The organism is Paenibacillus sp. UMB7766-LJ446, assembly GCF_030226665.1.
Lineage (GTDB): Bacteria > Bacillota > Bacilli > Paenibacillales > Paenibacillaceae > Paenibacillus > Paenibacillus vandeheii.
On the sequence record NZ_JASOYM010000004.1, the window covers coordinates 1 to 23,918 of the forward strand.

A 23,918-nucleotide genomic window follows, 5' to 3' on the forward strand; every position below is an offset into this window, starting at 1 on the left:
AGTCAATCCATGTCACGTAGAGGAAACTGTTGGGATAACGCTCCACAAGAATCATTCTTTGGGCATTTTAAAGATGAAACGAATTTCAAAACGTGTATGACTTTGGAAGAAGTTACGCAAGAAGTGAAAAGCTACATGATCTATTACAATCATTATCGAGGTCAATGGAACTTAAAGAAGCTGCCGCCTGCGCGTTACAGGCAGCAACTTGAAGTGGCCTAACCTTTTTTTAATTGTCCTTTACAAGGGGTACATTTTATAAAGGGCTGCCTGCGAAGGTGGCCTTTTTTTGTATATGCTAACTTTCCATACGGCTATTTAGAAATTGTTGAAAAATTGAAAATATAACTTAATCCTATAATTTAGTTTTTTTATTCAATTTTATGATTACTACCACCCTTAAATGTTTTACAAATTCGGTGATTTACCAAATCATTCTTCTTACATTCAACTTGTATCCTACTTGTGTACCAGAGAAAAAAGAATGGAATCAAACCAAATTTCAGGAGGGTATACATTGTGAAAAATAGTAAACGCAAAGGTTATCAAAGCTTGATCCTCTCGCTTGTATTTATGCTTGTCATCCTGTCTGGATGCGGGGCATCAGCAAGTTCAAGCTCCAGTGAAGGTGGAATGCCGAAAGTAATCCGAATCGGGATTATGCCAAGCGAAGAGGGCGAGATGAACCGTTCCCAGGAACAGTTAGCAACAGACATTACTGAAGCAACCGGCATCCCTTCTGAAATTTTTGTAGCTGAAGATTATAACATGGTTATCGAAGCCCTCCGTGCAGGCAAAATTGAAATTGGATTAATCGGACCATTTGGTTACATCATTGCAACGGAACGTGCCCATGCCAAACTGCTTGTCCGTTCTGAAAGTGATCAACAATCGAATACGGTCATCCTCGTTCGTAGTGACTCTCCTTATCAAAGTGTACAAGATCTGAAAGGAAAAGATTTTCTGTTTGCCGATCCGGCATCCACATCAGGCAATCTGTATCCACGTGCCACATTGATGAAAGAGCTTGGTCTTTCCAATAAGGAATTGGATTCCTTTTTCGGCAGTGTAGCGTTCTCCGGTGGACATGATAAATCACTACTTGCACTGGCAAACGGCAATGCGGATGCGATTGGTACGTCAAGTCTCATGGTGCCGATGATGGCAGAATCAGGACTTGTCAAAGAGGAAGATTTCCGCGTAATTGCCGAATCGGATCCGATTGTCGGTGGAGCTCCGCTGCTTTATCGTCAAGAATTGCCAGAGGAATTGGTTACACAGCTGCGTGATCTTATGTTGGATTACGATACGAAAAATCCTAAATTCCTCGAAAGTGTAGGCGCAGCCCGTTTTGTAGAAGGCAGTGACAGTGATTTTGATCCCATCCGTGAAGTCGCCAAAGCACTGGACATGTCCCCAGAAGAACTGCTGAAGAAGTAGGTTTAAAACTTGAAAGAGATAAGGAGGAATTAATATGACACTTTTACAAGTGGAAGGGTTGTCCAAGGTCTATCCAGACGGAACAAAAGCGTTGGATAACTTGAACCTGATGATAAATCCCGGAGAGTTCGTTGTCATCATTGGACCGAGCGGCGCCGGGAAGAGCACCTTGCTGCGCAGCCTGAACCGAATGATCGAGCCGACAAACGGAAAGATTCAGTTTAAAGGCAGTGAAACTATGGGCATCAAGGGTAAAAAGCTCCGTGAACTCCGCCGTCATATGGGCATGATCTTTCAGGGATATAATCTGGTCACACGCGTGTCCGTTCTTAATAATGTGCTGCATGGACGATTAGGCTATATGAATCCGCTCAAAGGGGCACTGGGTCTCTACTCAAAAGCAGATACAGAAGCAGCCAAGATCATGCTTCACCGTGTGGGTTTACATGAGCAAATGTACAAGAGGGCAGATGAACTCAGTGGGGGTCAGCAGCAGAGAGTAGGCATTGCACGTGCACTTTCACAGAAGCCGGATTTGATACTGGCGGATGAACCCATAGCCAGTCTCGACCCTGCTTCCTCAGAAACGATCATGCATTATTTGTATACGATCTGCAAAGAGGAAGGCATTGCCTGTCTGTGCAATCTGCATCAGGTAGATATCGCGAAGAAATACGCAACCCGTATCATCGGGATTCATAAAGGGTCCAAGGTGTTTGATGGTACACCTGATGAACTGACGGAAGAAATGATCCGGCTCATTTACAACCAGACTAACCCCAAAGTGAAGGAGACAGCCTGACATGAATGCTGCTCAGTTGCAATCTGCCCGAAAAATGAAACGCACGCAGATGATATTGTTCTTTATCGTGCTGTTGGCTCTCATCATCTGGTCTTCCATCGGCGCAGAGTTTTCATTAGGAACTTTGTTCGCAGGGGTAGGGGAGAGCTTCCGATTTATCATTTTTGATTTTCTTCCACCTGATCTTTCTTCGCTTTCCCAGCTCATTGAACCTGCACTGCAGACCCTTTATATGAGTATGGTAGCGATGGTCATCGGGTCGATTGTAGCAGGGATGCTATCCTTTTTAGCCGCGGCCACGACAAGCCCGCACCCTTACCTTCAAGTATTTGTTCGTGCGGCTACATCGCTGTTTCGTAACATCCCGGTAATTATTTGGACGATTCTGCTTGTTGCAGCATTTGGACTTGGGGCTGTAGTCGGTACGATGTCGCTGATCCTGATCTCGATCGGGATGTTGACCCGTTCCTTTGCCGAGGTGCTTGAAGAGATTGATATGGGGCAGGTAGAAGCGGTTCGTGCTGCTGGCGGAAGTTATTTTCAAGTGTTGTCCCAAGCAGTATTTCCACAATTCTTACCCGGGTTTATCGGCTGGAGCCTGTACAACTTCGAAATCAATGTACGCGCATCCACGATTGTAGGCATGGTTGGAGGCGGTGGTCTCGGATTTATCTTGCAATCAAAATTGAAGTTGTTTCAGTATCAGGAAGCTAGCATGGCCGTGCTGCTTGTGCTCGTTATCGTTCTTGTTGTGGAAACGATCACCAATCGCGTAAGGAAGCGAAGCAATCATTTACGCTGTATACTTCCATCCCAGAGCCACCCAAGCCGAAAAGGAGCAAGTTATTAGTCATCGGTCTGCCGCTAATTGCTGTGCTTTTTGTGTTCAGTCTCGTTCAGCTGCAGTTCGACTATTCCAAGATTGCCCAGGGCTTTACGAAACTAGGCGGTTACATGGGAACCATGTTCCCACCTGATTTCTCGGCCTGGCGCCATGTCCTGCTCGCTGCTGTAGAATCATTGCAAGTTGCCATTCTTGGATCGGTGCTGGGGATCGTCGTAGCGTTCTTTCTCTCCTTTTTGGCTGCAAGCAATTTGACGCCTCATCCGTTCGTTGCTTGGATCGTTCGAAGCGCTGCTTCCTTGCTTCGTGCGATTCCTACAATCGTGTGGGCTCTCATCTTTATCGTGTCTGTTGGTCTTGGACCACTTCCCGGAGTGCTTGCGATTGCTGTCTCTGCGGCAGGTATGCTTGTCAAAGTATTTGCCCAGTCACTGGAAGAAATCGACAAGGGCGTACTCGAAGCGATGCAGTCTACGGGTGCTAGCTGGCTGCAGATTGTCATACAAGGTATTTTGCCTACGGTGAAAACAGCCTTTATTGCCTGGTGCGTGCTGCAGTTGGAAGGCGGTATCGCCGAATCCACTATTCTCGGTGCAGTTGGCGCGGGAGGCATTGGATATGAGATGACTCATGCAATGAAATCCTATAACTTTGCGGCTGCTTTGTTTGTCGGATTGGTCGTTTTCGCCATGGTATTCAGCGTGGAGTTTGTGGCAAACCGATACAAAATGAAGCTAAAAACACGTTTGAACTAATTCATTCAAATTCATAATGATGAATACTACTTTGAGGAGGAATATCAATGTCAACATCTAATTCACTTTTGAAACAAGGCCCTCAGGTTCAGGCTAAGTACAGCGATAATAACGGGATTATGTTAGCCTGGAATATGGCAGAGAACATGGAGGCGGAGGCAGTCTACCATTCTGTTAGTCCGGAATTTATGGAATCCGGCAGCACGCTGCTTGATATAAAGATTGACCCGGCAGGAACGGTATTTACGAGAACGGTGTCTCCTGGCCGCAACTATTATCATGTGAAGTTCACGAATGGGTCGGTGTCTACCATTAACGATCGCATGATTTACACTGATGGCGTAATTAATTTCCGGGATATGGGTGGTTACCTCACAGAAGATGGTCGTACGACCCGATGGGGGATGCTGCTGCGATCTGCTGACTTACATGAGCTTAGTGAGCAGGACCTACAAACGGCAGCCGCGCTGGGTATTGACTGGATTTGTGATCTGCGCAGCGATTTTGAAGTAGTCAGCCGTCCAAGCCCGGCCATTGGTCATGCGATCAACACGAATATTCCCTTTATGGCGGAAGTAAGTCCTGAGGAAATGCAGAAGATCGGGCATGATCTGCATGCAGGATACAAAGCAATGATTTTAAATACGGACAAATGTACACTTATCCTAAATGAACTATTAAAAGAAGAGCGGGATACCTCCTTATTCCACTGTGCCGCTGGTAAAGACCGGACCGGAGTTGTATGTGCATTGATCCTTCTCACCTTGGGGGTTCCACGTGATGTGGTTATTGAAGACTACGAGTTGACGAATCTCGCGGTGGACGGACTCATGCAGCGTTTCCTCTCCGGTAGCAACAAGGATTATCAAAAATATATGGCCCAAATGCCTGAACTACAGGGAGCGATTCCGGAAATGATGAAAGCGGCCTTTATACAGGCTGCCCTCGAAGCCATCGACGAGAACTACGGGTCTTTCGAGCAGTACCTTACAGAGGGGCTTGACATTAGTGCAGAGCAAAGGACAGCTCTTCAAACCAAATATCTGATTTAAAAAAATGGAGTCCAGACATGGGAATACAGTGTTGGACTCCTTCTTGTCTCAGTCTGGTTGCGTAACTTCTTCTAGGACTGGTAATATAGGGTGAAATGTGTAGATCGCGTTAAAATTCAAATGAAGTCCTCATCAATGGGAGAAAGGGATTATGATATGAACAAAATATCGCTTGTCGATACAGCTTACATGATGCTGCGTGAGCGAATGGTTAGCGGAGAATTGATGCCTGAAACCCTGCTATCAGAGAACGAATTGGCGGAGGAGTATCAAATGAGCCGTACACCAATCCGTCATGCCATTGCTCGTCTTGAATCAGAAGGTTATGTGACTTCTCTCAAAAATCGTGGTGTATTGGTCAAGGATGTAGGCGGGAAGGAATTCCTAGATCTGATCGAACAGATTCAATCCATGCTTTTTTACTGTTTCGAAATAATGAAAAATCCGAACAGAGAGATCTATTTAGATCTTGAATCGCTTGCAGCTCATGTTGAAGTACAGCGAACCGCCGAGAAAAGGAATGACTATGCCTTATACACCGAACATCATTTTCTTTTTATGCGGGAGATTGTTGGATCCTTGAATAATGGCGTAATGCTAAACACATTTGACTCATTTCGGGATAAACTTTACATGTATTCCATGGTCCGCTTCAAGCGAACTCCGCATATCAAGCACTATAATGCGATCGGAATTAATCGGGATACGCTGCAAGCATTATCCAGCAATGATTATAAGGCAGCTCAAAAGGTTGTGTTATCCCTCATTCCGATAACCAGAGAACGCATGCTGGCCACAGGGCAATTTTAACTTCTTTCCTCACGTCAAAGGCTTGTTGTTTTAAGACATTACTCCTCGGAATTCTTTGTTATACTTTTTCTATAACATTGCGATTGGGGGTTATTCAGATGGCAATGCTGAATTGCTTGTTAGCTTGAAATAACTCATGCAAAGCCTGATCGGGGGCGATATTTTGCGTGGGGTGCGATAGTGTAGACTCTTTCGCCCATACTTAACTTTATCTTCTAGTAGCAGGCTTTGCCTGTATTATTATAAATCGCTGGAGAAAGCTTTAAATATAACAATCTTCATTTTATTTATTATTGGAATGGTATAATCAAGTCGGGGATATTGATATTTTTTATTAATATCAGTTGAATGATCATTGAGTTTTTCCAGTGCACATAGCCCCAAATATTATGAATCGTGAGGACCTAAAATATGAATAGTCCTACTCATAACGATGAATTGAAAATTGTATTTGAAGATCATGAGGAGGATTACCATGCTGTCTGTAGTAACCTGTATCAATACAATTTAAGAGAAACAAACGGTTTGTTAAAGAAACCTGGAAAAAGCATCAATTTGTTTCTAAGAGATAAGACTGGCAAAGCAGTGGGTGGGATCTTCTGTGCAACGTACTGTTATACTTTATATATTGATAACTTTTGGATTGATGAAGAATACAGAGAAAATGGGTATGGGAAATCATTAATCATGCAAGTAGAGAGCATTGCAGTTAAAGAGGGCTGCAAACTTGCACACACAAGTACATTCTCTTATCAGTCTCCTGAATTTTACAAGAAGATGGGTTATGAAGTGTTTGGAATGATAGATGAATATCCGGAAGGAATTATTCAATATTTTTTGAAGAAAAGATTGTAAATTTACATAAGAATCTCAAAATCATTTATATAACACATACAAAGGAGAAACAATATGACGATCGTTGGAATATTGGGGACGATTCATAATCCAGAATTAAGAGAGAAATATAATAGCTCACTTACCTTGTATCAGGATTTGATTACAGAATTCAACCCGGATATTATCTGTGGTGAAGTGCATCCCCTAAGTTGGAAGAAGTATAACGTGGATAAACAGGATAAGGGATACTGGGGAGAGCCGGCCAGTGAGTATTGGGAATGATTTTGATCCCTTTAACGGTTTCACAGAAGAGGAGCGCAAAGCGTTGGAGAAGATCGATGATGAATGGTTTGCTAAACAAATGAATACATATGACGTTGGATCGATTCCCTTTAACTCGGATGCGTTTGATACTATGACCAAACAAAAATATGAATGGCTGGATAAGATTAATCCAAAAGCCAATAACTTTAGATGGATCGTACGAAATCAGATTATGATTCAACGTGTGAAGAACACATATCATTCAAATCCGGGTAAGAAAATTCTATGTGTTGTGGGAGCAGATCATAATTATATTTTCAAAGAGGAATTGAGTAATGAACCGATTGAATTGATATATCCTTTACGATAGTTCAATCCATATACTATGAACCTTTAGGAGGCTTATGTCATGATCAGATTGTGCAATAGCATGGATACGGATGCAATGGTTGAGATCATTAATGATGCAGCAAAGGCATACCATGGAGTGATTCCTGAGGATCGCTATCATGAACCCTATATGTCATTGGAAGAATTGAAGCAGGAAATCCGTGATGACGTCGTATTTTGGGGTTTTGAAGATGATCATAGATTATGGGGCGTTATGGGAATTCAGGATAAAGGCGATGTTGCTTTAATTCGGCATGCGTATGTAAGAACTCACCAACGGGGGAGCGGAATCGGCACAAAGCTGTTGGCTCATCTGGTGGCATCAACCGATAAACCGATATTAATAGGAACGTGGGATTCCGCAGAATGGGCTATCAAATTCTATTTGAAAAATGGTTTTACCCTAGTTTCATCGGATGAGAAGAAGCAGTTATTAACTCGATACTGGAATGTCCCCGAAAGACAAATCGAAACCTCTGTCGTTTTATGTGACGGGAAGTGGAACACTTCTCGGAATTAGAAAGCATTAGTCGGAGATTAAATCGTAACTAAATGATGAGAGGTGCTTGTATGCTTTATCATTTTAGCGAGGTTTCAGATATCCAAGTCTTTATTCCGAGGGAGAAACAAAACAGACCTGAATTTCCTGCAGTGGTGTGGGCCATTGATGAAGAGCATGAATATTCATATTACTTTCCAAGAGATTGCCCGAGAATCATCTGTAATAAGACAAACACGATAAGTGATGAGAATAACGAGAAGTTTTTCAAACATTCTAATGCCAATATCATCGTTACGGTTGAAAGTTCATGGTATCCAAAAATCACGAATCAGATCATGTACAGGTATCATTTCGATGACACCAATTTCGAGCTTTTTGATCCAACCGCGGGATACTATATATCTTATCAGGTTACTAAGCCTCTACATATAGACCGCATGGATGGTTTAATAGAGAGATTATTGAAGAAAGGAATTGAACTCAGATTTACTCCAAATCTTTACCCGCTGAGAGAGGCGATACTTACATCGGATTTCGATGAATTGGGAATACATAGATTCAATAATGCAACTAAAATGTAGAGAGAAAACTTTTCACCAAGATCCATCATGATAAGCTGCTTAAAAGAAAGAGGAAATTCATCATCGAAAATCAGCCCGTAATGAGATTGATGTGTTCGTAGCGTTGCAGTAGTTATAGACTTTTTTTGCGATACAGAATCTTCTATTTCGTATATAATAGAAATTCATATGAGTCTATATAACTACATAACATCGCGAGGTGCACTAATCTTATGCCAACCATCTATGACTTTAGCGTAACCAAAACGAGTGGTGAACGTTTCCCGCTCTATCAATACGAAGGAAAACCTGTACTGATCGTGAACACAGCGAGCAAGTGCAAGTACACACATCAGTTCGACGACATGCAGAAACTGTACGATCGTTATAAAGAGCAAGGCCTTCAAATCATTGGTTTCCCATGTAACCAATTTGCGGAGCAAGAGCCGGGAAGCAGCGAAGAGGCAGCATCCTTCTGTCAGATTAACTATGGCGTGAAATTTCCCATGTTCTCCAAAATGGATGTCAACGGCGAAGCGGCGCATCCCTTATATGACTTTTTGAAGAAGTCGGGACCTTTTGCAGGCTTTGATGAGTCAGATATACAAGCGAAACTGCTGAAGCTGATGGTGGCAGACAAAGCACCGGAATGGCTGCATGGGGATGCAATCAAGTGGAACTTCACGAAGTTTCTGATTGATGCCGAAGGAAATGTGGTCAAACGTTTTGAACCTGTTGACTCGATCGACGAGATTCAGGCGAGTATTGAACAGCTACTTTAAGTTATCTTTCATAATCTCAAAGGGCCATGACACGTACCGTGCATACAAACGGATATGTGCATGGCCCTCTATATTTCAAAACTCCGCCCAGTACTATCCGACATGATGTGAAACGGGTAAAATGGGAAGAAACCTCTCCAGAACAGGAGGTGCTTGAACGTGCCAAGTATCATGCAAATTAGTGGTCCAATGGAATATAACTACCGCTCCACCAGCGCGTACGATCCTGGAGTGTCGGACGGATTTCATTCGCATCCGCATTACGAGGTGTATTATTTTCATGATGGAGAATGCACCTATCTTATTGGAGATCGAGTGTACAACCTTGAACCGGGTGATCTGGTCCTCATGCATGGCATGACCCTTCATCGACCACATCCAATGCCGGGCAGGCCGTATGTGCGAACGACGCTGCATTTCGACCCTTCGGCTCTCCGCAGCAGTCTGCACCCGGAACGGGTCAGCGATGTACTGAGGCCGTTCGAAGAACTGAGAAACTGCCGCATCAATTTGACAGGGAATACCCGCTCCGAATTCGAAACCTTGCTGCTGAATCTTCATCAGCTTATGGTGAATCCGGGGGATTTCAAAGAGGAGCGCATGAACGTTCGATTATGTGATCTGCTGTATGTTATAGCTGGCATCTGCCGAGGCAGGGTCGAGGACCACAGTCCCTCTTCCGAGAAGGAGCGGCATGTACAGCATATCATTCGTTATGTGGACACCCATTACATGGAGGACATCGGTCTGGATGATCTGGCAAGTGAGCTTCATCTGTCCAAGCCTTATCTGGCAGGACTGTTTAAAGAGATGACGGGCAGTACCATCTTTAAATATGTGTATGACCGCCGTATCAATCAGGCCAAGCTGTTATTCCAGTTCCAGCCGGAAATCAGTGTAACAGAAGCCAGCCGGTTGGCCGGGTTCAAACGGTTATCCCATTTCAGCCGAATGTTCAAACAAAGTGTAGGGTGTGCACCTGATCTGTACCGCAGTCGTTTACATCGATCCCTTGATTAATGTAGGTTACAGTCCAGAGATTACATACTGCACAGCCTGAGGAGGTTTATTCAATGCAATCTGAACAACCATTCAAGCTTCATTACCGAATTGGATCAGCTGATGCCGATTACCAATCTCAATGTCGTCCATCTGCCTTACTGGAGCTTATGCAGTTGGCAGCAGACCGTGATTTAGCAGGCATGGGAGTTACCGTATCGCAGATGCTGGATCAGGGATTCGGATGGATGCTGTTAACGACAGATGTCACGATTTTACGCCCAGCTCAATTGGAAGAAGAAGTATCTTTGCAGACGTGGCATAAAGAAAATAAAGGTGTGACCTGGTTAAGGGATTATATCCTTACAGATCGAGACGGAACACATCTGGCTGAGGCTCGCACGGCTTGGGCATTGGTCGATCTAAAGAGACGCAGGGTCGTCAGACCATCAGCTCTGCCTTTTGAAGTGAAATCGCATCCCGATTTATCATTGGGCGAACCCCCTGCCAAAGTGACGGTTCCCTCTGAACTGAGATTGCAGGAACAATATCGTCTAACTGTACAATATAGCAGCACAGACAGTAATGGACACATGAATAATGCCAGATATGCAGACGTGTGTTGTGATGCGCTAACACAAGAGGAGCTGGCCGCAGGTATAATCCGTCTGCAAATATCATATCACCGTGAGATTCGCATGCAGGAGCAAATGATCGTTGAGCGTTCAGCGGTTACGGATGGAGCTGTGTGGGTCCGAGGAAAATTGGCAGAAGAGAATGAGAGTGTTATTTTTGAAGCCAAATTGAGCTTGGGGGATTTCACCACACCGCCCCTTGTTGAATGAATTACAGTTGAATACAAGTAGATCCAAGTCAACTAGTCTGTTCTGGTTGGCTTTTTGCTATTTTGCCTCGTGATGCACACATGGAATAACTTTTTACGTTCATCTCATATGTACTCCGTGTTTAGAAGGCAGACAGAAAAGGTAAAAGAAGGGTAAATGAAAATAGAGGAGGAATCACGAATGAAAGAGCGCACCCCGGATCAAAATAACAAGGATACACATCAAGATCGTTCCCATGATAATCCGGAGCAGTATCCGACAGAGAAGGAAAGTTTGCTTGATCGGCATGAAGAAGAGCAGACGGTGGACCCCATTCCGATGGAAGATCTGAATATGGAGAAGCAGGAAGAGAAGAATAAGGATCAAACCAAGAGCAATTCCTCAACGGAAGAAAAATATCGAGCGGATTATCGCGAGTCGCAGTGATCAGATTCATTCTAAAGAATAAAAGTACATTTAGTGAAAATAAAATAGTTTGTTGACTAATGTATGTTACTATATTATAGTTACTGTGTTGGCAAATTAGGAAATACCATTTTGGGAGGCGAATGTTTTATGTCTAAATCTTTCTTTGAAGCATTGAAAAACAGAAGATCTTATTATGGAATCAGCAAGGAATCCACAATCTCGGATGCTAAAATCCAGGAAATTGTGGAAGAAGCGGTGAAATACACTCCGACTTCATTCAACTCACAAACATCTCGCGCCGTAGTATTGCTTGGTGAACAACACGACAAACTGTGGAATCACACAGAAGAAATTTTGCGTGAAGTAGTTGGAAACGAAGAAGCATTCCAATCTACAGCTGAGAAAATGGCCGGATTCCGCAGCGGATACGGTACTGTACTTTTCTTCGAAGACAACAATGTGATCGCACAGCTTCAACAAAACTTTGCAGCTTATGCGGATAACTTCCCAATCTGGGCGAACCAATCTAATGGTATGTTGCAACTGGTGATCTGGACTGCATTGGAGCAAGAAGGTCTGGGCGCATCCCTGCAGCATTATAACCCGTTGATTGACGAGAAGGTCAAATCGGAATGGAACATTCCCGAGAACTGGAGACTGATCGCTCAAATGCCATTCGGCAAACCTACTGCAACACCAGGCGAGAAAGAATTCCAACCGATTGAACAACGTGTAAAAGTACACAAGTAAGGCTTTCGCCTGAATTCGAATGTCGACCTTGATTGAAAATATTGAGGTACATCACTTCAGCGAATTTCCCAATATTTAACCACATACGGCCTCGCTTCAATTTGATACGATTGTGTAGATCGTACTCCAATGAAGCGAGGCTTTTTGATGTGAATAATAGAATAAACAAACGTACCCGCCAAAAGCTATGGAATGCTGTGTTGTGCGGTGTACTTGCAATAGGATCAATCTCCATCGGTAACCCCACAGCTCAAGCAGCAGCTCAGCAGGTGTTCCAGGATACAACCTCCAGCTATGCGAAGGATGCCATTGCACATCTGGTCAAGGCGGGAATTGCTGCTGGAACCTCAGAGAATACGTTTGAACCGAAAAAGGCGGTTACTCGTGCTGAATTTGCAACATTTGCCGTGAGACTGCTAGGGTTGAAGCCCGTTAAGAACAATATTAATCCATATAACGATGTCAATATCAACGCATGGTATTACGGCAATGTCGCAGCCATGACGAATCTTTCCATTCTTGAGGGCAAGAGTCAGGGAGTGTTCCAGCCAAACGCCTCCATCACTCGGGAAGAAGCAGCTGCACTATTAGTGAGGATGTTAAAACAATCTTCCAAATCAACGAATCTCCTGTCATCCACATATGACGATGCAGCTGAGATATCCGACTGGGCGCGTCCGTATGTGCAAACTGTATATCAGCTTGGCTTAATGCGCGGCAGTGACGGCAAGTTTCGGCCGCATGACCAGGTGACCAGAGAAGAGGCAGCAGTGATGCTGGATGCCATTTTGCAAAAGAAAACCTGGTCAGACCAGCTGAAAAGTGAAGACCAGCTCGGTATCCAGCTGGGATGGCAATATAATGCCTCTACTGCTGAGTTCAAGAAACAGATTGAACAGTCGGAAGCAAACACACTCGTTCCTCGTTGGTTCTTCCTGAACAGCAGCATGAAAATCACGGATCTCACGGACACATCACTATTATCCTGGGCATCTGCTACAGACAGACAGGTATGGCCATTGCTTGGCAATCGTTCAAACCCGGACCTTACCCATCAGATGTTATCCAGTTCTGCCAATCGGGCGGCGGTGATCTCACAAGTCACGTCGTATGTAAAAACATACAAACTGGATGGTATTAACGTGGATTTCGAGAACGTACTGCCTGCTGATCGCGCAGGAATGACCGCATTTATCACCTCTCTGACAACGTCATTGCATCCCCTGGGAGCCGTCGTATCCGTGGATGTATCCCCCGATCTGGGGACAGACTGGACCGATGCATTTGATTATGCCCAATTGGGTGCCGTCTCGGATTACATGGTACTGATGGGATATGAGGAACATTGGAACGGCGACCCACAGGCGGGATCAGTGGCATCTCTTCCTTGGCTCGAAAAGGCTCTGGATACGATGCTCGCTGAGGTCGTTCGCGCCAAAACAATTCTGGCCCTGCCCTTATATACACGAGATTGGTCTTCCGTTAATCCGGCAGCCAGTTCATGGGATATCACCCTGGCAGAACAAGGAACACGTGCACGAGCTTCAGGTTCTGTGAGACGGTGGGATGCATCTCTGGTCCAATATGTCATTGGATATAACAGTAACGGTACGCCAAGATATATATGGGCAGAGGACAGTCGTTCATTATCCGCGAAAGTAATGATGAGTGAAGAACGTAACATTGCTGGATTAGCCTATTGGTATATGGGCGGAGAGACGGCAGATGTATGGAATGCCATTTCTAACGCTTCACGATTTGAATCATACATTTTCTGAATTCCGGAATTATCATTCTTTCTTAAACTGACCCAAACACACCGTTATTCAGTCGGATGGTTTGGGTTATTTTATTTTGGTAAAAGCTAAGTTGTAACAGATAACGTTTGATTCTGGTTGAATGGTGTAAATGGATAGAAGGATAGTGAACTGTCCAATAACATATAAGAGATAGAAGCATAGGAGGGAGATGGAGCATGCGAGAGTATGATTGCATTATCGTAGGTGGAGGACTCGCAGGACTTCAGGCGGCTATTCAGATGGGGCGATACTCTTCCCATCGGGTGTTGGTGGTGGACGCAGGAGAAGGCAGATCAACGTTATGCCGAACCTATCATAATATTCTTGGTTTTCCTGATGGAGTATCCGGTGAAGAGCTGCGCACCAAAGGCAGAATGCAGGCAGAAGGGACTGGAGTAGCTTTTGAGAAAGACCGTATCATTAAAGCAGGACGCCGGGGAGAACAGATTCAACTATTCGGCTCCTCCGGCTCTGAATATATGGCAAAAACAGTCCTGCTGGCAACCGGACTAACGGACAGGATACCAGACATCCCGGGATTAATACCTACGTTGGGACGAACCGTATATGTGTGCCCGGATTGCGATGGATACGAGATTCAGGATCAGCGCACGATATTGCTGGGTGCAGGTGAAGCGGGTGCAAACATGGCTATGGTTTTAATTCAACGTACCACTGAGCTGCTATACATCAACCATGAGCAGTCACCCATCTCCGCTGAGCTTCATCGCAGCATGAAAGAGGCAGGCGTTCGTTATCTTGAGGCGGCGGTCCAAGAAGTGCAGCAGATGGAGGATGGCCATATAACAGGTGTACTGACGGAAGATGGACAGATTTTTGAGTCGGAGCGTGGATTTATTGCGTTTGGAGGCAATCGTGTACATTATGAACTGGCAGAGCAGCTTGGTGCCGTCATCGCGGATAATAAACATGTGGAAGCCAACCCGCGCAGCATGCTGGCCGCACCTAATGTATGGATTGCAGGGGATCTCGGCCTGCACGCGGAACAAGCTACGGTTGCCATGGGCGAAGGTTCGATTGCAGCGATCTGGATTCACAAGGCATTGCAGCAGATGAATAAGGAAAACGAAGTGAATCAGATCAAAACGCAAATTGTGAACGGACCGATTTCTCATTAATACAAACACCAACAATGCAAAAGTCCCCCCACCGGTTATGACTAAGGCTGGAGGGACTTTTTGCGTTGGCGCAAACGGCTTGCCAAAGAATGATCCAGATTTACTTGCTGTTTGTATTGCGGGTCTCGTTTGTTTTGGCTTTGTGAGGGTGGGTGATGTTGTCGACAATATCTCCTACAGCTTCCTCGATCATGTCTGTCGGTCCAGGATTGTTAGGGTCCGGATGAAGAATGGTATTAACACCAGGTTCGAGATCCTTGTTTTTTCGCTCCTTTTTATGTTCGCTCATGGAAAATTCCTCCTTATTCAGGTATGTTTAAGGTGTTCCTTAACATATCCAATCCTTGTAATGTATATGTAAACGATTAACCAATGGAATTAAATTGAAACGTTATGTTTTAGGAGAGGAGGAGTCCATTTGTTCAAAAAGACGAGCGTGCTCCTGTTACTTCTGATTTTATGTGTGTGGACATATTGGAGAACCGATAGTGATGATCAGAATCCGTATTTGATTACCGATTACAGCCGCCTGCATCCGGTTAAGGTTGAACGTATAGTGGAAGGGCGTGAAGAGCAGCAGCTCGTTGAACTGCTTCAGGATGCACGAAAGCGAAATCTGACGATATCTATTGCCGGGCAGCGTCACAGTCAGGGAGGGCACACCTATTATAAGGACGGCATTGTCATAGACATGACCTCGTATAACAAAGTGCTGGAAGTTAATGTCGATACCAGAAAGGTACGTGTACAGGCTGGTGCAACCTGGGCTGACGTACAGCGAGCCATTAACCCCTATGGATTGGCAGTCAAAAATATGCAGTCCCAAAATATTTTCACCGTAGGCGGATCTATCAGTGTAAATGCACATGATTGAGAGCTCCATCAGGGTTCCTTGATTCAAAGTGTCGATTCCTTTCGTCTTTTGACGGCAGATGGTCAGATTCGGCAAGTGAGTCGCACCGAAAATGCCGAGCTTTTCCCGCTTGTACTTGGGGGTTACGGATTGTTTGGACTGATTCTGGACGTTACATTGACGTTAACGGATGATGAAGTCTATCGTCTCACGACGGAACAGGTGCAGGTTGAAGACTATCCGTCTTATTTTCAAAAGAGCGTGCTTGGAGATCCGATGATGCAAATGCATTTGGCCCGAATTTCAGTTCAGCCTGGTGAAGGCTACTTTCGTGAAATGTACGCACTGAATTATGCCCTTGATCCAACGGCTTCATTGGATGATTATAATCATCTGGATGAACGTGAAAGGGGCGTGCTTCCTAGCAAACTCCTGTTCAACCTAAACCGTGAATTCGAGTGGGGCCGGGCCTGGTTTTGGCCGCTGCAAAAGCGTTACTTCGAATCGCAGGAGGGCAAAAGATTGAGCCGCAACAATGCGATGGCTTCTGCGTCTGCCTTTATGGAATATCATCAGCCGGGCGAAAATGATCTGCTGCAGGAATATTTTATTCCGGTGGAAACGTTCCCGGCATTTGTGCAGGAGATGGGAGAGATCGTTTCCCGGGAGCAGTTGGATTTGCTTAATATTACCGTTAGATATGTGAAACACGATGAAGAAGCTGTGCTTTCATATGCAACGCAGGATATGTTCGGTCTTGTCTGTTTGTTTCACGCTTCATTGTCCGAGGCAGAACAAGAAAAGTTCAAGGGCCATATGCAGCAGTTGATGGATGCCGTCTTTCGATATAACGGAACTTATTATCTGCCCTATGCAGGTTACGCATCTTCAGAACAATTCGAACAGGCTTACCAACGGAAGAATGAGTTTTTTGCAGCCAAAGAAAAGTTTGACCCCAATCATCTTTTTATGAATTACTTTATAGAGCAGTATGGAGGAAATCATCCATGAATATCAAGTGGCTTGTTCGATCTCAAAGCATCGTTACGCTCGCATCGGGCATGATTTATCCGTATTATCTTTTGTTTCTCAAAAATCTGGGTAACAGCTTCTCCAAATACGGACTTGCTTTTGCTGTATTTACAATCACCTCGGCTGCTGCTTCGCAATGGCTCGCTCCCCGAATGGATCGACATGCCAAGCAGTGGCTCACGGTAAGTTCGGTGGGGATGGCAGCAGCCATGATTGCCTTTCCGTGGGTCATTTCATACATCTGGGTGCTGCTACTGCAAATGTTGATGGGGATATGTAATGCGATGCAGCGAATGAGTGAGCGGGTGTTGCTCGCGGATTACACGATGGCTGGACAACGGGGCCCAGCTGTAGGTAACTATCATTTCTGGACATCCGCCGCGTCAGGATTTGCCGTTATTGTAGGCGGTATTCTGATCGATTGGCTGACAATCGATGTATTATTTTATCTCAGTGCCATTTTATATATGTGGGGAGCACTGGCAGTATGGCGATTACGAAGTATTTCTGATGAAGGATAGAAATGGTCTGATTAATCTCCAGCGAGAAGTTTATATTATAGATAACACTGGTATGATTAAGCATTTTGCTTAGTCCCCAAAACGAATATTCTCAAGGAGGTTTTTCAAATGAATGAACATGTGATCCACAAAAATGGCCAAGTTTCAACTGACAAGGTTGACAATGCGATTGAGAAGATTGCCCCTGAAGAAAGACAACAGATTTTACAGAACTTTGATTCTTTCAAAGAATATCTGGGCAAACGAATTGCAATGGGCGAATCGATTGGGCTGGGCGAAGAACAGATGGCCAAAATTGCCGAGAAGGTTGCCGATTATTTAGCAGCCCGGGAAGAACCGCGTAACCGTGAAGAGAAGTTGCTGCAAGAACTGTGGAATGTCGGGAAAGAGGAAGAGCGTCACATGCTGGCTCACATGCTTGTGCGTCTGGCGCAAGGCTCAACCCCGAATCATTAAGATTAAGCTATAACTAAAAGCTAAGCCAATAGAGACTCTGGATGCCAAGGCATACAGGGTTTCTTTTATGATGATGTTATCCTACTTTTGTTAAGATGCTTCGCACAAGGACTGATGACACCTATTGTAACTATTTTTCATCTGGCTGATACTTTTGCAGAGTGCACACCTAGTATGATAGGGAAAGTAGAAAACAGGATTAAATATTTCATATGAGCGTTTGAAGGGGAAGCCTTCCGGTTAAGGATTAGTAACGTTCATAATAAGGAGAGATGCTGCCTATGAAGAACGCGGCGAAACAATGGAAATTACGAATGCTGGGTGCGGCTGTTGCTTTACTTGGCATGATTGTGCTTGCTACATATTTACTTACGCCAGCGAACGCTGAGGAGAGCACGGACCATGTTCAGGCATCTGCCAAAGAGGCTCAGGCTGCAAACTCCGAGATGTTTACAGCGTATGTGGATGATATACAGCATGAAGATGGTAAGTTATTCTTAATTGTAGACAAGATTGGCTGGTACCAGGGGACAGAGGCTGATAAAGTTTTTGAACAACGGAATCCAGACTCCGGTATAGATGGTGCTCCTGATGGATATTATATTGTCAACGACAGCAAAGAGCAGGAAAAGGTGGAAGTTAGTGCTAATGCTGAAGTGTTGATGCAGTTGTATGATCGTGACGGTACGGTGCAGGGCACCAACATTCAATGGAATGAGTCAGTGGCGCTCAGCAAGTTCAAATCCTTGTATGACAATACGAAACTGCTCGATCTGTCCATATTCCCGTATCACCTCACTGTACAAGACGGAAAAGTGATCAAAATTGTGCAGCAGTACATTCCATAAATTCAAATTCAACTTTTAATGGTTAAGCATTCCTCCGGTTCCATACCGGGAGGAATGCTTTTTGGTTATGACAAATTCATGAAGGAGATTGTAATTCATGTTATGTACAGGTATCATTATAGGAATGGTGTTTTTACATAGTTCAGGAGGCTTCTCATGCTTAAAGACATGATCGCATTAACGAAACCCGGACTTTTGCGGCTGAATGTGTTTGCGGTAGCCGTAGGGTTCTGGGTCGCTTCAAAATGGGATATCTCGTGGATATCGCTGCTCATGGTATTGATTGGATCAACCTTGGTCATCGCTTCGGCTTGTGTCATTAATAATTACTGGGATCGTGAATTGGACCAGAAGATGGAGCGAACCAAAAAACGGATTGATTACATCAACCATCTTAAACCCAACTTTGTATTGGGGTATGGAATTGTTCTCGGTCTGGTCGGTTTTGTGCTTCTATACTTCCTGGTCAATCCGTTGTCCGGTTGGATGGCACTGGTCGGATGGTTTGCTTATATCGTGATTTACACGATGTGGCTCAAACGCAGCTCGACCTGGAGTACTTCACTGGGTGGAATTGCGGGGGCGATGCCGCCAGTAATAGGTTATTGTGCGGTAACCAATCAGATCGATGTAGGTGCCTGGTTGCTGTTCGCGCTGTTATTTCTGTGGCAGCCGCCTCACTTCTGGTCACTCGGTATTCGCAGAGTGGAGGAATATCGTGCAGCAGGTTTCCCGTTGTTGCCGGTAGTCAAAGGTGTGAAGCGTACCAAGTTCCAAATGATTCCTTATGTGTTTCTGTTGCTTCCTGCTGTATTTCTGTTGTATTACTACAACTACGTTGGTCTTGTGTTTCTGCTTGTCTCCGCTATTGGTGGTCTGATCTGGTTTGTACATACACTAAGCGGATTGAAAACTCAGGATGATGAGAAATGGGCAAAGGTTAACTTTCTGATCTCTGTCAATTATCTCATGGTTGTATTTATCGTAATGGTGGTAAACACAACCTGGTCCTGAGCGAATCATCACTTTGTACATTACTTGAATATGAAGATGCCAATGGAGTTGGCACCTTACGAAGAAGCATGCTGCGAAATCGGTTTGGACAACCTCTGGTTGCTCCAGCCTATTTTGCGGGATGTTTTTTTGCTATAATGAATGAATGATTTCCATACTATGGAAAATGGGATTTTGGAAGGATGGGAAGTACCGTATATGAATGATTTGGATCAGGCTATTCTCTTGAGGCAAGAGGGGCAAATGCAGGAGGCGATTGAGCTATTACAGGAACTGGCATTACAGGAACCGGAGAATGCGCAGATATGGTACCAGCTGGCTTGGGCTCATGATTCACTTGGATTGGAGCGGGATGCAGTACCGCATTATGAGAAGGCCTTAAGTCTAGCGCTTCCGAGTGAGGACAGGGCAGGTGCCATACTTGGACTGGGCAGCACCTATCGGACTCTGGGGCAGTATGGGCAGGCGAAGGTTTGGTTTGAAAAGGGATTAAGTGAATTCCCGGAGAACCGGGAATTTGAAGTTTTTCTTGCCATGGTGCTCTACAATCTGGGCGAGCATGCAGAGGCAATGAAACGGCTGCTGATACAACTGGCAGATACATCAAGGGATAAGGGAATAACCGACTACAGCAGAGCCATCCGTTTTTATGCAGATCAACTGGACCGGGTGTGGGAGTAAACAGAGTGTATACAAGCGATAACACCTAACTTAAAGGAGATGATTGGATGAATTCGAATCACGAACTTGAAGAGGTGCACGAGAGACTAGACCGGATGGAACAGAAGCTGAATTATCTGGCAGAAGCTCAACAGGTGAATAGACGCTCACCCGGCGTACGCTTCTTGATTGGTGTTGCAATTGTGATTGCCATCGCATTTGTTTTAATGATGGTCATTGGCATCATACAATTTGTAAGTAACGTCGATTAGAGCGATGGAGTTAGCCATTCTTGTACCTCTTCAATGAAACGACGCGAAGCGGGTGACAGATTGATAAGAGACGGGCAGGCTATGCCAATCGTACGATAGGGATCTCCAGTGAGTGGAACGAGAGCCAGCTCATTGGTATGGTGTTGCAGAACCATTTCAGGCAAGAGGCTGATTCCAAGGCCGTTTCGAACCATTGCCATAATGGCCTGATCCTCGGCAACTTCATAGACGACATTCAATTTGGCTGCATGCTGCCGGATCAATCGTTCGATTTCGTTATCACCGCCCCATTTGGGCAGAATAAAGGGCTGTTCGAGCAATACATCAAATGAGACAGATCTCTGCAAAGCGAGTGGATGCTCCAGAGGCAGGATGCACATCATCCTGTCTTTTTGTAATGGAATGGTTTCAAAAGGCGAGGAATCCCCAAGAGAAAGAAAGCCGAGATCGATGGCGCCTCCGGCTAGCCAGCCTTCAATTTCTGCATAGTCTCCTTCCCACAGCTTAATTTCGATTCCAGGATGATGCAGGCGAAATTGCTTGAGGATACCAGGCAGCCACTGTGTGGATACACTGGCGAATGTGCCAATACGCACGGTTCCAATCTCGGCGCCGCGAATTAATGAAATTTCCTGGTTCATCAGTTCCGTCCAGCGCAGAATTTCACGCGTATAGCCCAGAATACGTTCCCCCTCGGCAGTCACTCGTACACCTGAGCGGCCACGATTTAGCAGCGAAAAACCACACTCGGTCTCCAGACTGGCGATCGCATGACTGACCGCGGATTGGGTAATATTCAGTGCTTCCGCTGCTTTCGTAAGGCTGCCGTATTCGACTACGGCATTCAAAATTTCGTATTTGACCAATGACATGAAAGATTCCGTTCCTTTCCTCATTTAATACATGAGTTTATTTCATATATACTATTATAAATATTCATTTTTATAATGCAAAGAGATCGTTTATACTTGCCAAGGCGAGTTAGTTCGAGAGAGCCTCGGATCGATTACAATACATAGAAATGAAGGTAGAAGCAAGATGAACGGAGTACGTGCACTACAAGGTCAGGCATCAAGAAGAGCGGATTTGCAGATGCTGCTCGCAACGGTAATATGGGGATCATCCTACCTGTTTATGAAATCTGGACTAGAGTCCATGCAGGAGCTGAATCTGGTCGCTTTTCGGTTCGGCATTGCCTTTATCGCGGCAGCGGTCCTTTTCCATCGGCGACTGTTCAGAATAGATCGCAAGACGCTTGTGGCAGGGGTTATCATGGGAACAGCGTTATTCGCGGCCTTTGTATTTATCACATATGGAGTCCAGCGCACAACGGCTTCGCAGGCAGGATTTCTGATCAGTTTGGCAGTGATCTTCGTGCCTATCCTGACGACAATTTTGCATCGAAGATTGCCAGATTTGCGGTTAACGATAAGTATTCTCGTGGCGGTAGCCGGGCTCGGATTGTTGACGCTTCAGCATCAGCTCAGTCTGCATATGGGAGATATCCTTTGTATTCTCGCAGCATTAATGTACGCAATCTATATTATGATTGCTGGCAAGTATACGCCGAAGCATGATCCGCTAACCCTGGGAACGGTTCAACTGGGCGTTGCAGCTCTGTGGGGGTTGGCTGCTACATTCCTGCTGGAGACACCACGTCTGCCTGACACGCCGCAATCTTGGGCGGCCATTCTGGGTCTGGGGGTATTGTGCAGCGGCATTGGTTACATTTTGCAGACCCTTGCCCAGCGGCATGCTTCACCAACGAGAACGAGCCTGATCTTTTCGCTCGAACCGTTGTTTGCCGCAGCATTTGCGTTTACCTTCCAAGGGGAGTCTCTTACGATGCAAGGGTATGCGGGTGCTGCGTTGATGCTCATTGGTGTTCTGATTACGGAGATCAGAGTCCCTTATCCGTTATTCTGGCGCAGAAAGCGGACGGCATTACAGACCGAACTGGGAGATCAGGGAGCACCGAGCATATAGTTTTGAAATAATGGAAGAGTTCTTCCATCATCTTCATCGTGAAGGTGGTAGAGGAACTTTTTTTATTACACTCGGGAGAGTTTCAAAATCCCTAGCAAAATAACCTAACAAAATGGAGTTTTTCATAACTTGTTTTGTTGAATTGCTATTTTTATGCTACACTAAATGAAAAATGAAGGAAAAACGGGTGAGTAGGATGGGCAAAAGAGTAACCATGCAGCAAATTGCTGATGCTGCGGGGGTATCCAAATTCGCAGTCTCCCGTGCGTTGACCGGCAAACCTGGTGTCAGTGAACATACCCGGGAGATGATTGTCAGGACGGCAGGACAGCTTGGATATTTCAAAGCTGAACCGAAGCGTTATTTGGTAGAACCCAATGTTGAACAGGAGATGAGACTGGATAGACAGGGGACTATTCTGATCTTGTTCCCCAATATCCGTTCACAGAATCGTTCCTCCCTGTACTGGGGTCCCATCTTTGACGGAATTTCTGCACGGCTGAATGAGAAGGGCATGGATATCCTCACCTTGACGGAACCTTCCTCGGATCGCATGTTTTCGGTGCTTAATCCCGAAGCCATCAGCGGAATTATTACCGTCGGTTCCATTTCCACATCCGTATTGCTCGAAATCTACCGACTGCACATTCCGCTTGTGATGGTTGATCATGAAGACCCGGCGATTCATGGAGATACGGTATTTACAGATAACATGAAATGCATGAAGGAACTGGTGCTGATGCTTGTTGGAAAGGGCTATAGGCGGCTGCAGTTTGCTGGTGAATTGCCTGATGCAGCCAGTTTCAGAGAGCGATGGCTCGGTTATCGTTCGGTTTTGGAAGAGATGCAATTGCAAGTTACGCAGCAAACCGATCTGCTGGGACCCGATCTGGATCACATTCGGGAATCCATCGTGGCTATGCAGATGGAAGACATCCCCGAAGTGATGGTATGTGCGAACGATCACATGGCTGCTGTTGTGATTGGTGCACTCCAAGGCAGGGGCATCGAGGTGCCGGAGCGCTGTGCAGTAACCGGGTTCGACAATACACGTTCAGAAGAGCCTATTCTTGCTACGGTTCATATTGACAAGGAGAACATGGGCAGACGGGCGGTGGACCAACTATTGTGGCGCATGGAGCATCCGGATGGGCCTTTTGAAAGAAAGCTGATTTATTCGGAATTAATCATTCGTGATGAGTACAATGCTATTTTGCAATGAAGTGAACGAGCGCGGTTCTGGAATGCCAAGGATAGAACGCACCATTCTATATAATCATGGGGTGAAAAGACATGGA

31 protein-coding genes are annotated in these 23,918 nt (G+C 45.2%); 29 read left to right on the plus strand and 2 right to left on the minus strand.

The features are described 5' to 3' along the window. The 19 genes from QP794_RS11150 to QP794_RS11240 form a co-directional block, all read left to right on the plus strand. Nucleotides 1-222, plus strand: a 222-nt coding sequence (locus tag QP794_RS11150) for an IS3 family transposase (RefSeq protein ID WP_285076508.1), incomplete at its 5' end; no start/stop codon positions are given. 297 nt (nucleotides 223-519) lie between these two features. Continuing rightward, nucleotides 520-1,440, plus strand: coding sequence for a phosphate/phosphite/phosphonate ABC transporter substrate-binding protein (locus QP794_RS11155; protein WP_285076509.1), 921 nt, complete (start codon nucleotides 520-522; stop codon nucleotides 1,438-1,440). A 34-nt stretch (nucleotides 1,441-1,474) separates the two neighbouring features. Beyond that, nucleotides 1,475-2,242, plus strand: a complete 768-nt coding sequence (gene phnC, locus QP794_RS11160; RefSeq protein WP_285076512.1) for a phosphonate ABC transporter ATP-binding protein — start codon at nucleotides 1,475-1,477, stop codon at nucleotides 2,240-2,242. Nucleotide 2,243: 1 nt separating this feature from the next. Next, nucleotides 2,244-3,092, plus strand: coding sequence for a phosphonate ABC transporter, permease protein PhnE (gene phnE, locus QP794_RS11165; protein ID WP_285076514.1), 849 nt, complete (start codon nucleotides 2,244-2,246; stop codon nucleotides 3,090-3,092). Nucleotides 3,093-3,115: 23 nt separating this feature from the next. Next, the gene (gene phnE / locus QP794_RS11170) at nucleotides 3,116-3,841 is read left to right on the plus strand and encodes a phosphonate ABC transporter, permease protein PhnE (protein WP_285076516.1); all 726 of its coding nucleotides are present in this window, start codon (nucleotides 3,116-3,118) and stop codon (nucleotides 3,839-3,841) included. A gap of 47 nt (nucleotides 3,842-3,888) precedes the next feature. Continuing rightward, a complete protein-coding gene (locus tag QP794_RS11175) occupies nucleotides 3,889-4,893 on the plus strand; it encodes a tyrosine-protein phosphatase (protein ID WP_285076518.1) in 1,005 nt (334 codons plus the stop codon). Between the two features lie 156 nt (nucleotides 4,894-5,049). Then, on the plus strand, nucleotides 5,050-5,703 hold the full coding sequence (locus tag QP794_RS11180; protein ID WP_285076519.1) for a GntR family transcriptional regulator: 654 nt from the start codon (nucleotides 5,050-5,052) through the stop codon (nucleotides 5,701-5,703). A gap of 411 nt (nucleotides 5,704-6,114) precedes the next feature. After that, nucleotides 6,115-6,558, plus strand: a complete 444-nt coding sequence (locus tag QP794_RS11185) for a GNAT family N-acetyltransferase (RefSeq protein WP_285076520.1) — start codon at nucleotides 6,115-6,117, stop codon at nucleotides 6,556-6,558. Between the two features lie 54 nt (nucleotides 6,559-6,612). Further along, nucleotides 6,613-6,822, plus strand: coding sequence for a hypothetical protein (locus tag QP794_RS11190; RefSeq protein WP_285076522.1), 210 nt, complete (start codon nucleotides 6,613-6,615; stop codon nucleotides 6,820-6,822). Then, nucleotides 6,806-7,174 (plus strand): hypothetical protein, encoded by a 369-nt coding sequence (locus QP794_RS11195; RefSeq protein ID WP_285076524.1) that lies wholly within the window; start codon nucleotides 6,806-6,808, stop codon nucleotides 7,172-7,174. Before QP794_RS11190 ends, QP794_RS11195 begins: the two co-directional genes overlap by 17 nt. 39 nt (nucleotides 7,175-7,213) lie before the next feature. After that, nucleotides 7,214-7,714: a GNAT family N-acetyltransferase gene (locus QP794_RS11200; protein ID WP_285076526.1), complete on the plus strand. Its 501-nt coding sequence runs from the start codon at nucleotides 7,214-7,216 to the stop codon at nucleotides 7,712-7,714. Nucleotides 7,715-7,764: 50 nt separating this feature from the next. Next, complete coding sequence (locus QP794_RS11205; protein ID WP_285076529.1) at nucleotides 7,765-8,277, plus strand: DUF6886 family protein; 513 nt, start codon at nucleotides 7,765-7,767, stop codon at nucleotides 8,275-8,277. 212 nt (nucleotides 8,278-8,489) lie between these two features. Continuing rightward, nucleotides 8,490-9,038: a glutathione peroxidase gene (locus QP794_RS11210; RefSeq protein ID WP_079344136.1), complete on the plus strand. Its 549-nt coding sequence runs from the start codon at nucleotides 8,490-8,492 to the stop codon at nucleotides 9,036-9,038. A 159-nt stretch (nucleotides 9,039-9,197) separates the two neighbouring features. Next, nucleotides 9,198-10,058 carry an AraC family transcriptional regulator gene (locus QP794_RS11215; RefSeq protein WP_285076533.1) on the plus strand — a complete coding sequence of 287 codons (861 nt, stop codon included), beginning with the start codon at nucleotides 9,198-9,200 and terminating at the stop codon, nucleotides 10,056-10,058. A 53-nt stretch (nucleotides 10,059-10,111) separates the two neighbouring features. After that, complete coding sequence (locus QP794_RS11220; RefSeq protein WP_285076535.1) at nucleotides 10,112-10,882, plus strand: acyl-[acyl-carrier-protein] thioesterase; 771 nt, start codon at nucleotides 10,112-10,114, stop codon at nucleotides 10,880-10,882. Nucleotides 10,883-11,062: 180 nt separating this feature from the next. After that, nucleotides 11,063-11,308, plus strand: a complete 246-nt coding sequence (locus QP794_RS11225; RefSeq protein ID WP_024632073.1) for a hypothetical protein — start codon at nucleotides 11,063-11,065, stop codon at nucleotides 11,306-11,308. Nucleotides 11,309-11,437: 129 nt separating this feature from the next. Beyond that, complete coding sequence (locus tag QP794_RS11230) at nucleotides 11,438-12,040, plus strand: nitroreductase family protein (protein ID WP_079344139.1); 603 nt, start codon at nucleotides 11,438-11,440, stop codon at nucleotides 12,038-12,040. Between the two features lie 149 nt (nucleotides 12,041-12,189). Further along, entirely contained in the window at nucleotides 12,190-13,818 is a 1,629-nt protein-coding gene (locus tag QP794_RS11235) for an S-layer homology domain-containing protein (protein ID WP_285076539.1), read from the plus strand. Nucleotides 13,819-14,015: 197 nt separating this feature from the next. Further along, nucleotides 14,016-14,978 carry an NAD(P)/FAD-dependent oxidoreductase gene (locus QP794_RS11240; protein WP_285076541.1) on the plus strand — a complete coding sequence of 321 codons (963 nt, stop codon included), beginning with the start codon at nucleotides 14,016-14,018 and terminating at the stop codon, nucleotides 14,976-14,978. Nucleotides 14,979-15,078: 100 nt separating this feature from the next. On the opposite strand, the gene QP794_RS11245 is transcribed toward QP794_RS11240, so the two are convergent. Further along, nucleotides 15,079-15,267, minus strand: coding sequence for a hypothetical protein (locus tag QP794_RS11245; protein ID WP_024632069.1), 189 nt, complete (start codon nucleotides 15,265-15,267; stop codon nucleotides 15,079-15,081). Nucleotides 15,268-15,396: 129 nt separating this feature from the next. Here QP794_RS11245 and QP794_RS11250 point away from each other — a divergent pair, with 129 nt between their 5' ends. The 8 genes from QP794_RS11250 to QP794_RS11285 all read left to right on the plus strand — a co-directional run bounded on the left by QP794_RS11250 (nucleotide 15,397) and on the right by QP794_RS11285 (nucleotide 20,634). After that, nucleotides 15,397-15,852, plus strand: a complete 456-nt coding sequence (locus QP794_RS11250; RefSeq protein ID WP_285076543.1) for an FAD-binding oxidoreductase — start codon at nucleotides 15,397-15,399, stop codon at nucleotides 15,850-15,852. Between the two features lie 18 nt (nucleotides 15,853-15,870). Then, entirely contained in the window at nucleotides 15,871-16,842 is a 972-nt protein-coding gene (locus tag QP794_RS11255) for a D-arabinono-1,4-lactone oxidase (RefSeq protein WP_285076545.1), read from the plus strand. Then, nucleotides 16,839-17,384: an MFS transporter gene (locus tag QP794_RS11260; protein WP_285076547.1), complete on the plus strand. Its 546-nt coding sequence runs from the start codon at nucleotides 16,839-16,841 to the stop codon at nucleotides 17,382-17,384. Before QP794_RS11255 ends, QP794_RS11260 begins: the two co-directional genes overlap by 4 nt. A 108-nt stretch (nucleotides 17,385-17,492) precedes the next feature. Beyond that, nucleotides 17,493-17,840 carry a DUF3243 domain-containing protein gene (locus tag QP794_RS11265; RefSeq protein WP_024632066.1) on the plus strand — a complete coding sequence of 116 codons (348 nt, stop codon included), beginning with the start codon at nucleotides 17,493-17,495 and terminating at the stop codon, nucleotides 17,838-17,840. Nucleotides 17,841-18,121: 281 nt separating this feature from the next. Continuing rightward, entirely contained in the window at nucleotides 18,122-18,688 is a 567-nt protein-coding gene (locus QP794_RS11270) for a hypothetical protein (RefSeq protein WP_285076550.1), read from the plus strand. Nucleotides 18,689-18,844: 156 nt separating this feature from the next. Further along, complete coding sequence (cyoE, locus tag QP794_RS11275) at nucleotides 18,845-19,702, plus strand: heme o synthase (protein WP_285076553.1); 858 nt, start codon at nucleotides 18,845-18,847, stop codon at nucleotides 19,700-19,702. Between the two features lie 198 nt (nucleotides 19,703-19,900). Next, on the plus strand, nucleotides 19,901-20,383 hold the full coding sequence (locus QP794_RS11280; RefSeq protein ID WP_285077405.1) for a tetratricopeptide repeat protein: 483 nt from the start codon (nucleotides 19,901-19,903) through the stop codon (nucleotides 20,381-20,383). A gap of 47 nt (nucleotides 20,384-20,430) precedes the next feature. After that, entirely contained in the window at nucleotides 20,431-20,634 is a 204-nt protein-coding gene (locus tag QP794_RS11285; RefSeq protein WP_024632062.1) for a hypothetical protein, read from the plus strand. On the opposite strand, the gene QP794_RS11290 is transcribed toward QP794_RS11285, so the two are convergent. Further along, nucleotides 20,631-21,506, minus strand: coding sequence for a LysR family transcriptional regulator (locus QP794_RS11290; protein ID WP_285076556.1), 876 nt, complete (start codon nucleotides 21,504-21,506; stop codon nucleotides 20,631-20,633). The two genes, QP794_RS11285 and QP794_RS11290, sit on opposite strands and share 4 nt — an antisense overlap. Before the next feature lie 166 nt (nucleotides 21,507-21,672). Between QP794_RS11290 and QP794_RS11295 the strand changes: the two genes are divergently transcribed. Together QP794_RS11295 and QP794_RS11300 are read left to right on the plus strand one after the other, a co-directional pair. Next, nucleotides 21,673-22,620, plus strand: coding sequence for a DMT family transporter (locus QP794_RS11295; protein WP_285076558.1), 948 nt, complete (start codon nucleotides 21,673-21,675; stop codon nucleotides 22,618-22,620). 214 nt (nucleotides 22,621-22,834) lie between these two features. After that, complete coding sequence (locus QP794_RS11300) at nucleotides 22,835-23,842, plus strand: LacI family DNA-binding transcriptional regulator (protein ID WP_285076561.1); 1,008 nt, start codon at nucleotides 22,835-22,837, stop codon at nucleotides 23,840-23,842. Nucleotides 23,843-23,918 lie beyond the last annotated feature (76 nt).

Coding starts and splice junctions, on each gene's coding strand:
- phnC (WP_285076512.1), top strand. CDS start 1,475: ATGACACTTTTACAAGTGGAAGGGTTGTCCAAGGTCTATCCAGACGGA.
- phnE (WP_285076514.1), top strand. CDS start 2,244: ATGAATGCTGCTCAGTTGCAATCTGCCCGAAAAATGAAACGCACGCAG.
- QP794_RS11175 (WP_285076518.1), top strand. CDS start 3,889: ATGTCAACATCTAATTCACTTTTGAAACAAGGCCCTCAGGTTCAGGCT.
- QP794_RS11180 (WP_285076519.1), top strand. CDS start 5,050: ATGAACAAAATATCGCTTGTCGATACAGCTTACATGATGCTGCGTGAG.
- QP794_RS11185 (WP_285076520.1), top strand. CDS start 6,115: ATGAATAGTCCTACTCATAACGATGAATTGAAAATTGTATTTGAAGAT.
- QP794_RS11190 (WP_285076522.1), top strand. CDS start 6,613: ATGACGATCGTTGGAATATTGGGGACGATTCATAATCCAGAATTAAGA.
- QP794_RS11200 (WP_285076526.1), top strand. CDS start 7,214: ATGATCAGATTGTGCAATAGCATGGATACGGATGCAATGGTTGAGATC.
- QP794_RS11205 (WP_285076529.1), top strand. CDS start 7,765: ATGCTTTATCATTTTAGCGAGGTTTCAGATATCCAAGTCTTTATTCCG.
- QP794_RS11210 (WP_079344136.1), top strand. CDS start 8,490: ATGCCAACCATCTATGACTTTAGCGTAACCAAAACGAGTGGTGAACGT.
- QP794_RS11220 (WP_285076535.1), top strand. CDS start 10,112: ATGCAATCTGAACAACCATTCAAGCTTCATTACCGAATTGGATCAGCT.
- QP794_RS11225 (WP_024632073.1), top strand. CDS start 11,063: ATGAAAGAGCGCACCCCGGATCAAAATAACAAGGATACACATCAAGAT.
- QP794_RS11230 (WP_079344139.1), top strand. CDS start 11,438: ATGTCTAAATCTTTCTTTGAAGCATTGAAAAACAGAAGATCTTATTAT.
- QP794_RS11240 (WP_285076541.1), top strand. CDS start 14,016: ATGCGAGAGTATGATTGCATTATCGTAGGTGGAGGACTCGCAGGACTT.
- QP794_RS11245 (WP_024632069.1), bottom strand. CDS start 15,267: ATGAGCGAACATAAAAAGGAGCGAAAAAACAAGGATCTCGAACCTGGT.
- QP794_RS11260 (WP_285076547.1), top strand. CDS start 16,839: ATGAATATCAAGTGGCTTGTTCGATCTCAAAGCATCGTTACGCTCGCA.
- QP794_RS11265 (WP_024632066.1), top strand. CDS start 17,493: ATGAATGAACATGTGATCCACAAAAATGGCCAAGTTTCAACTGACAAG.
- QP794_RS11270 (WP_285076550.1), top strand. CDS start 18,122: ATGAAGAACGCGGCGAAACAATGGAAATTACGAATGCTGGGTGCGGCT.
- cyoE (WP_285076553.1), top strand. CDS start 18,845: ATGCTTAAAGACATGATCGCATTAACGAAACCCGGACTTTTGCGGCTG.
- QP794_RS11280 (WP_285077405.1), top strand. CDS start 19,901: ATGAATGATTTGGATCAGGCTATTCTCTTGAGGCAAGAGGGGCAAATG.
- QP794_RS11285 (WP_024632062.1), top strand. CDS start 20,431: ATGAATTCGAATCACGAACTTGAAGAGGTGCACGAGAGACTAGACCGG.
- QP794_RS11290 (WP_285076556.1), bottom strand. CDS start 21,506: ATGTCATTGGTCAAATACGAAATTTTGAATGCCGTAGTCGAATACGGC.
- QP794_RS11295 (WP_285076558.1), top strand. CDS start 21,673: ATGAACGGAGTACGTGCACTACAAGGTCAGGCATCAAGAAGAGCGGAT.
- QP794_RS11300 (WP_285076561.1), top strand. CDS start 22,835: ATGCAGCAAATTGCTGATGCTGCGGGGGTATCCAAATTCGCAGTCTCC.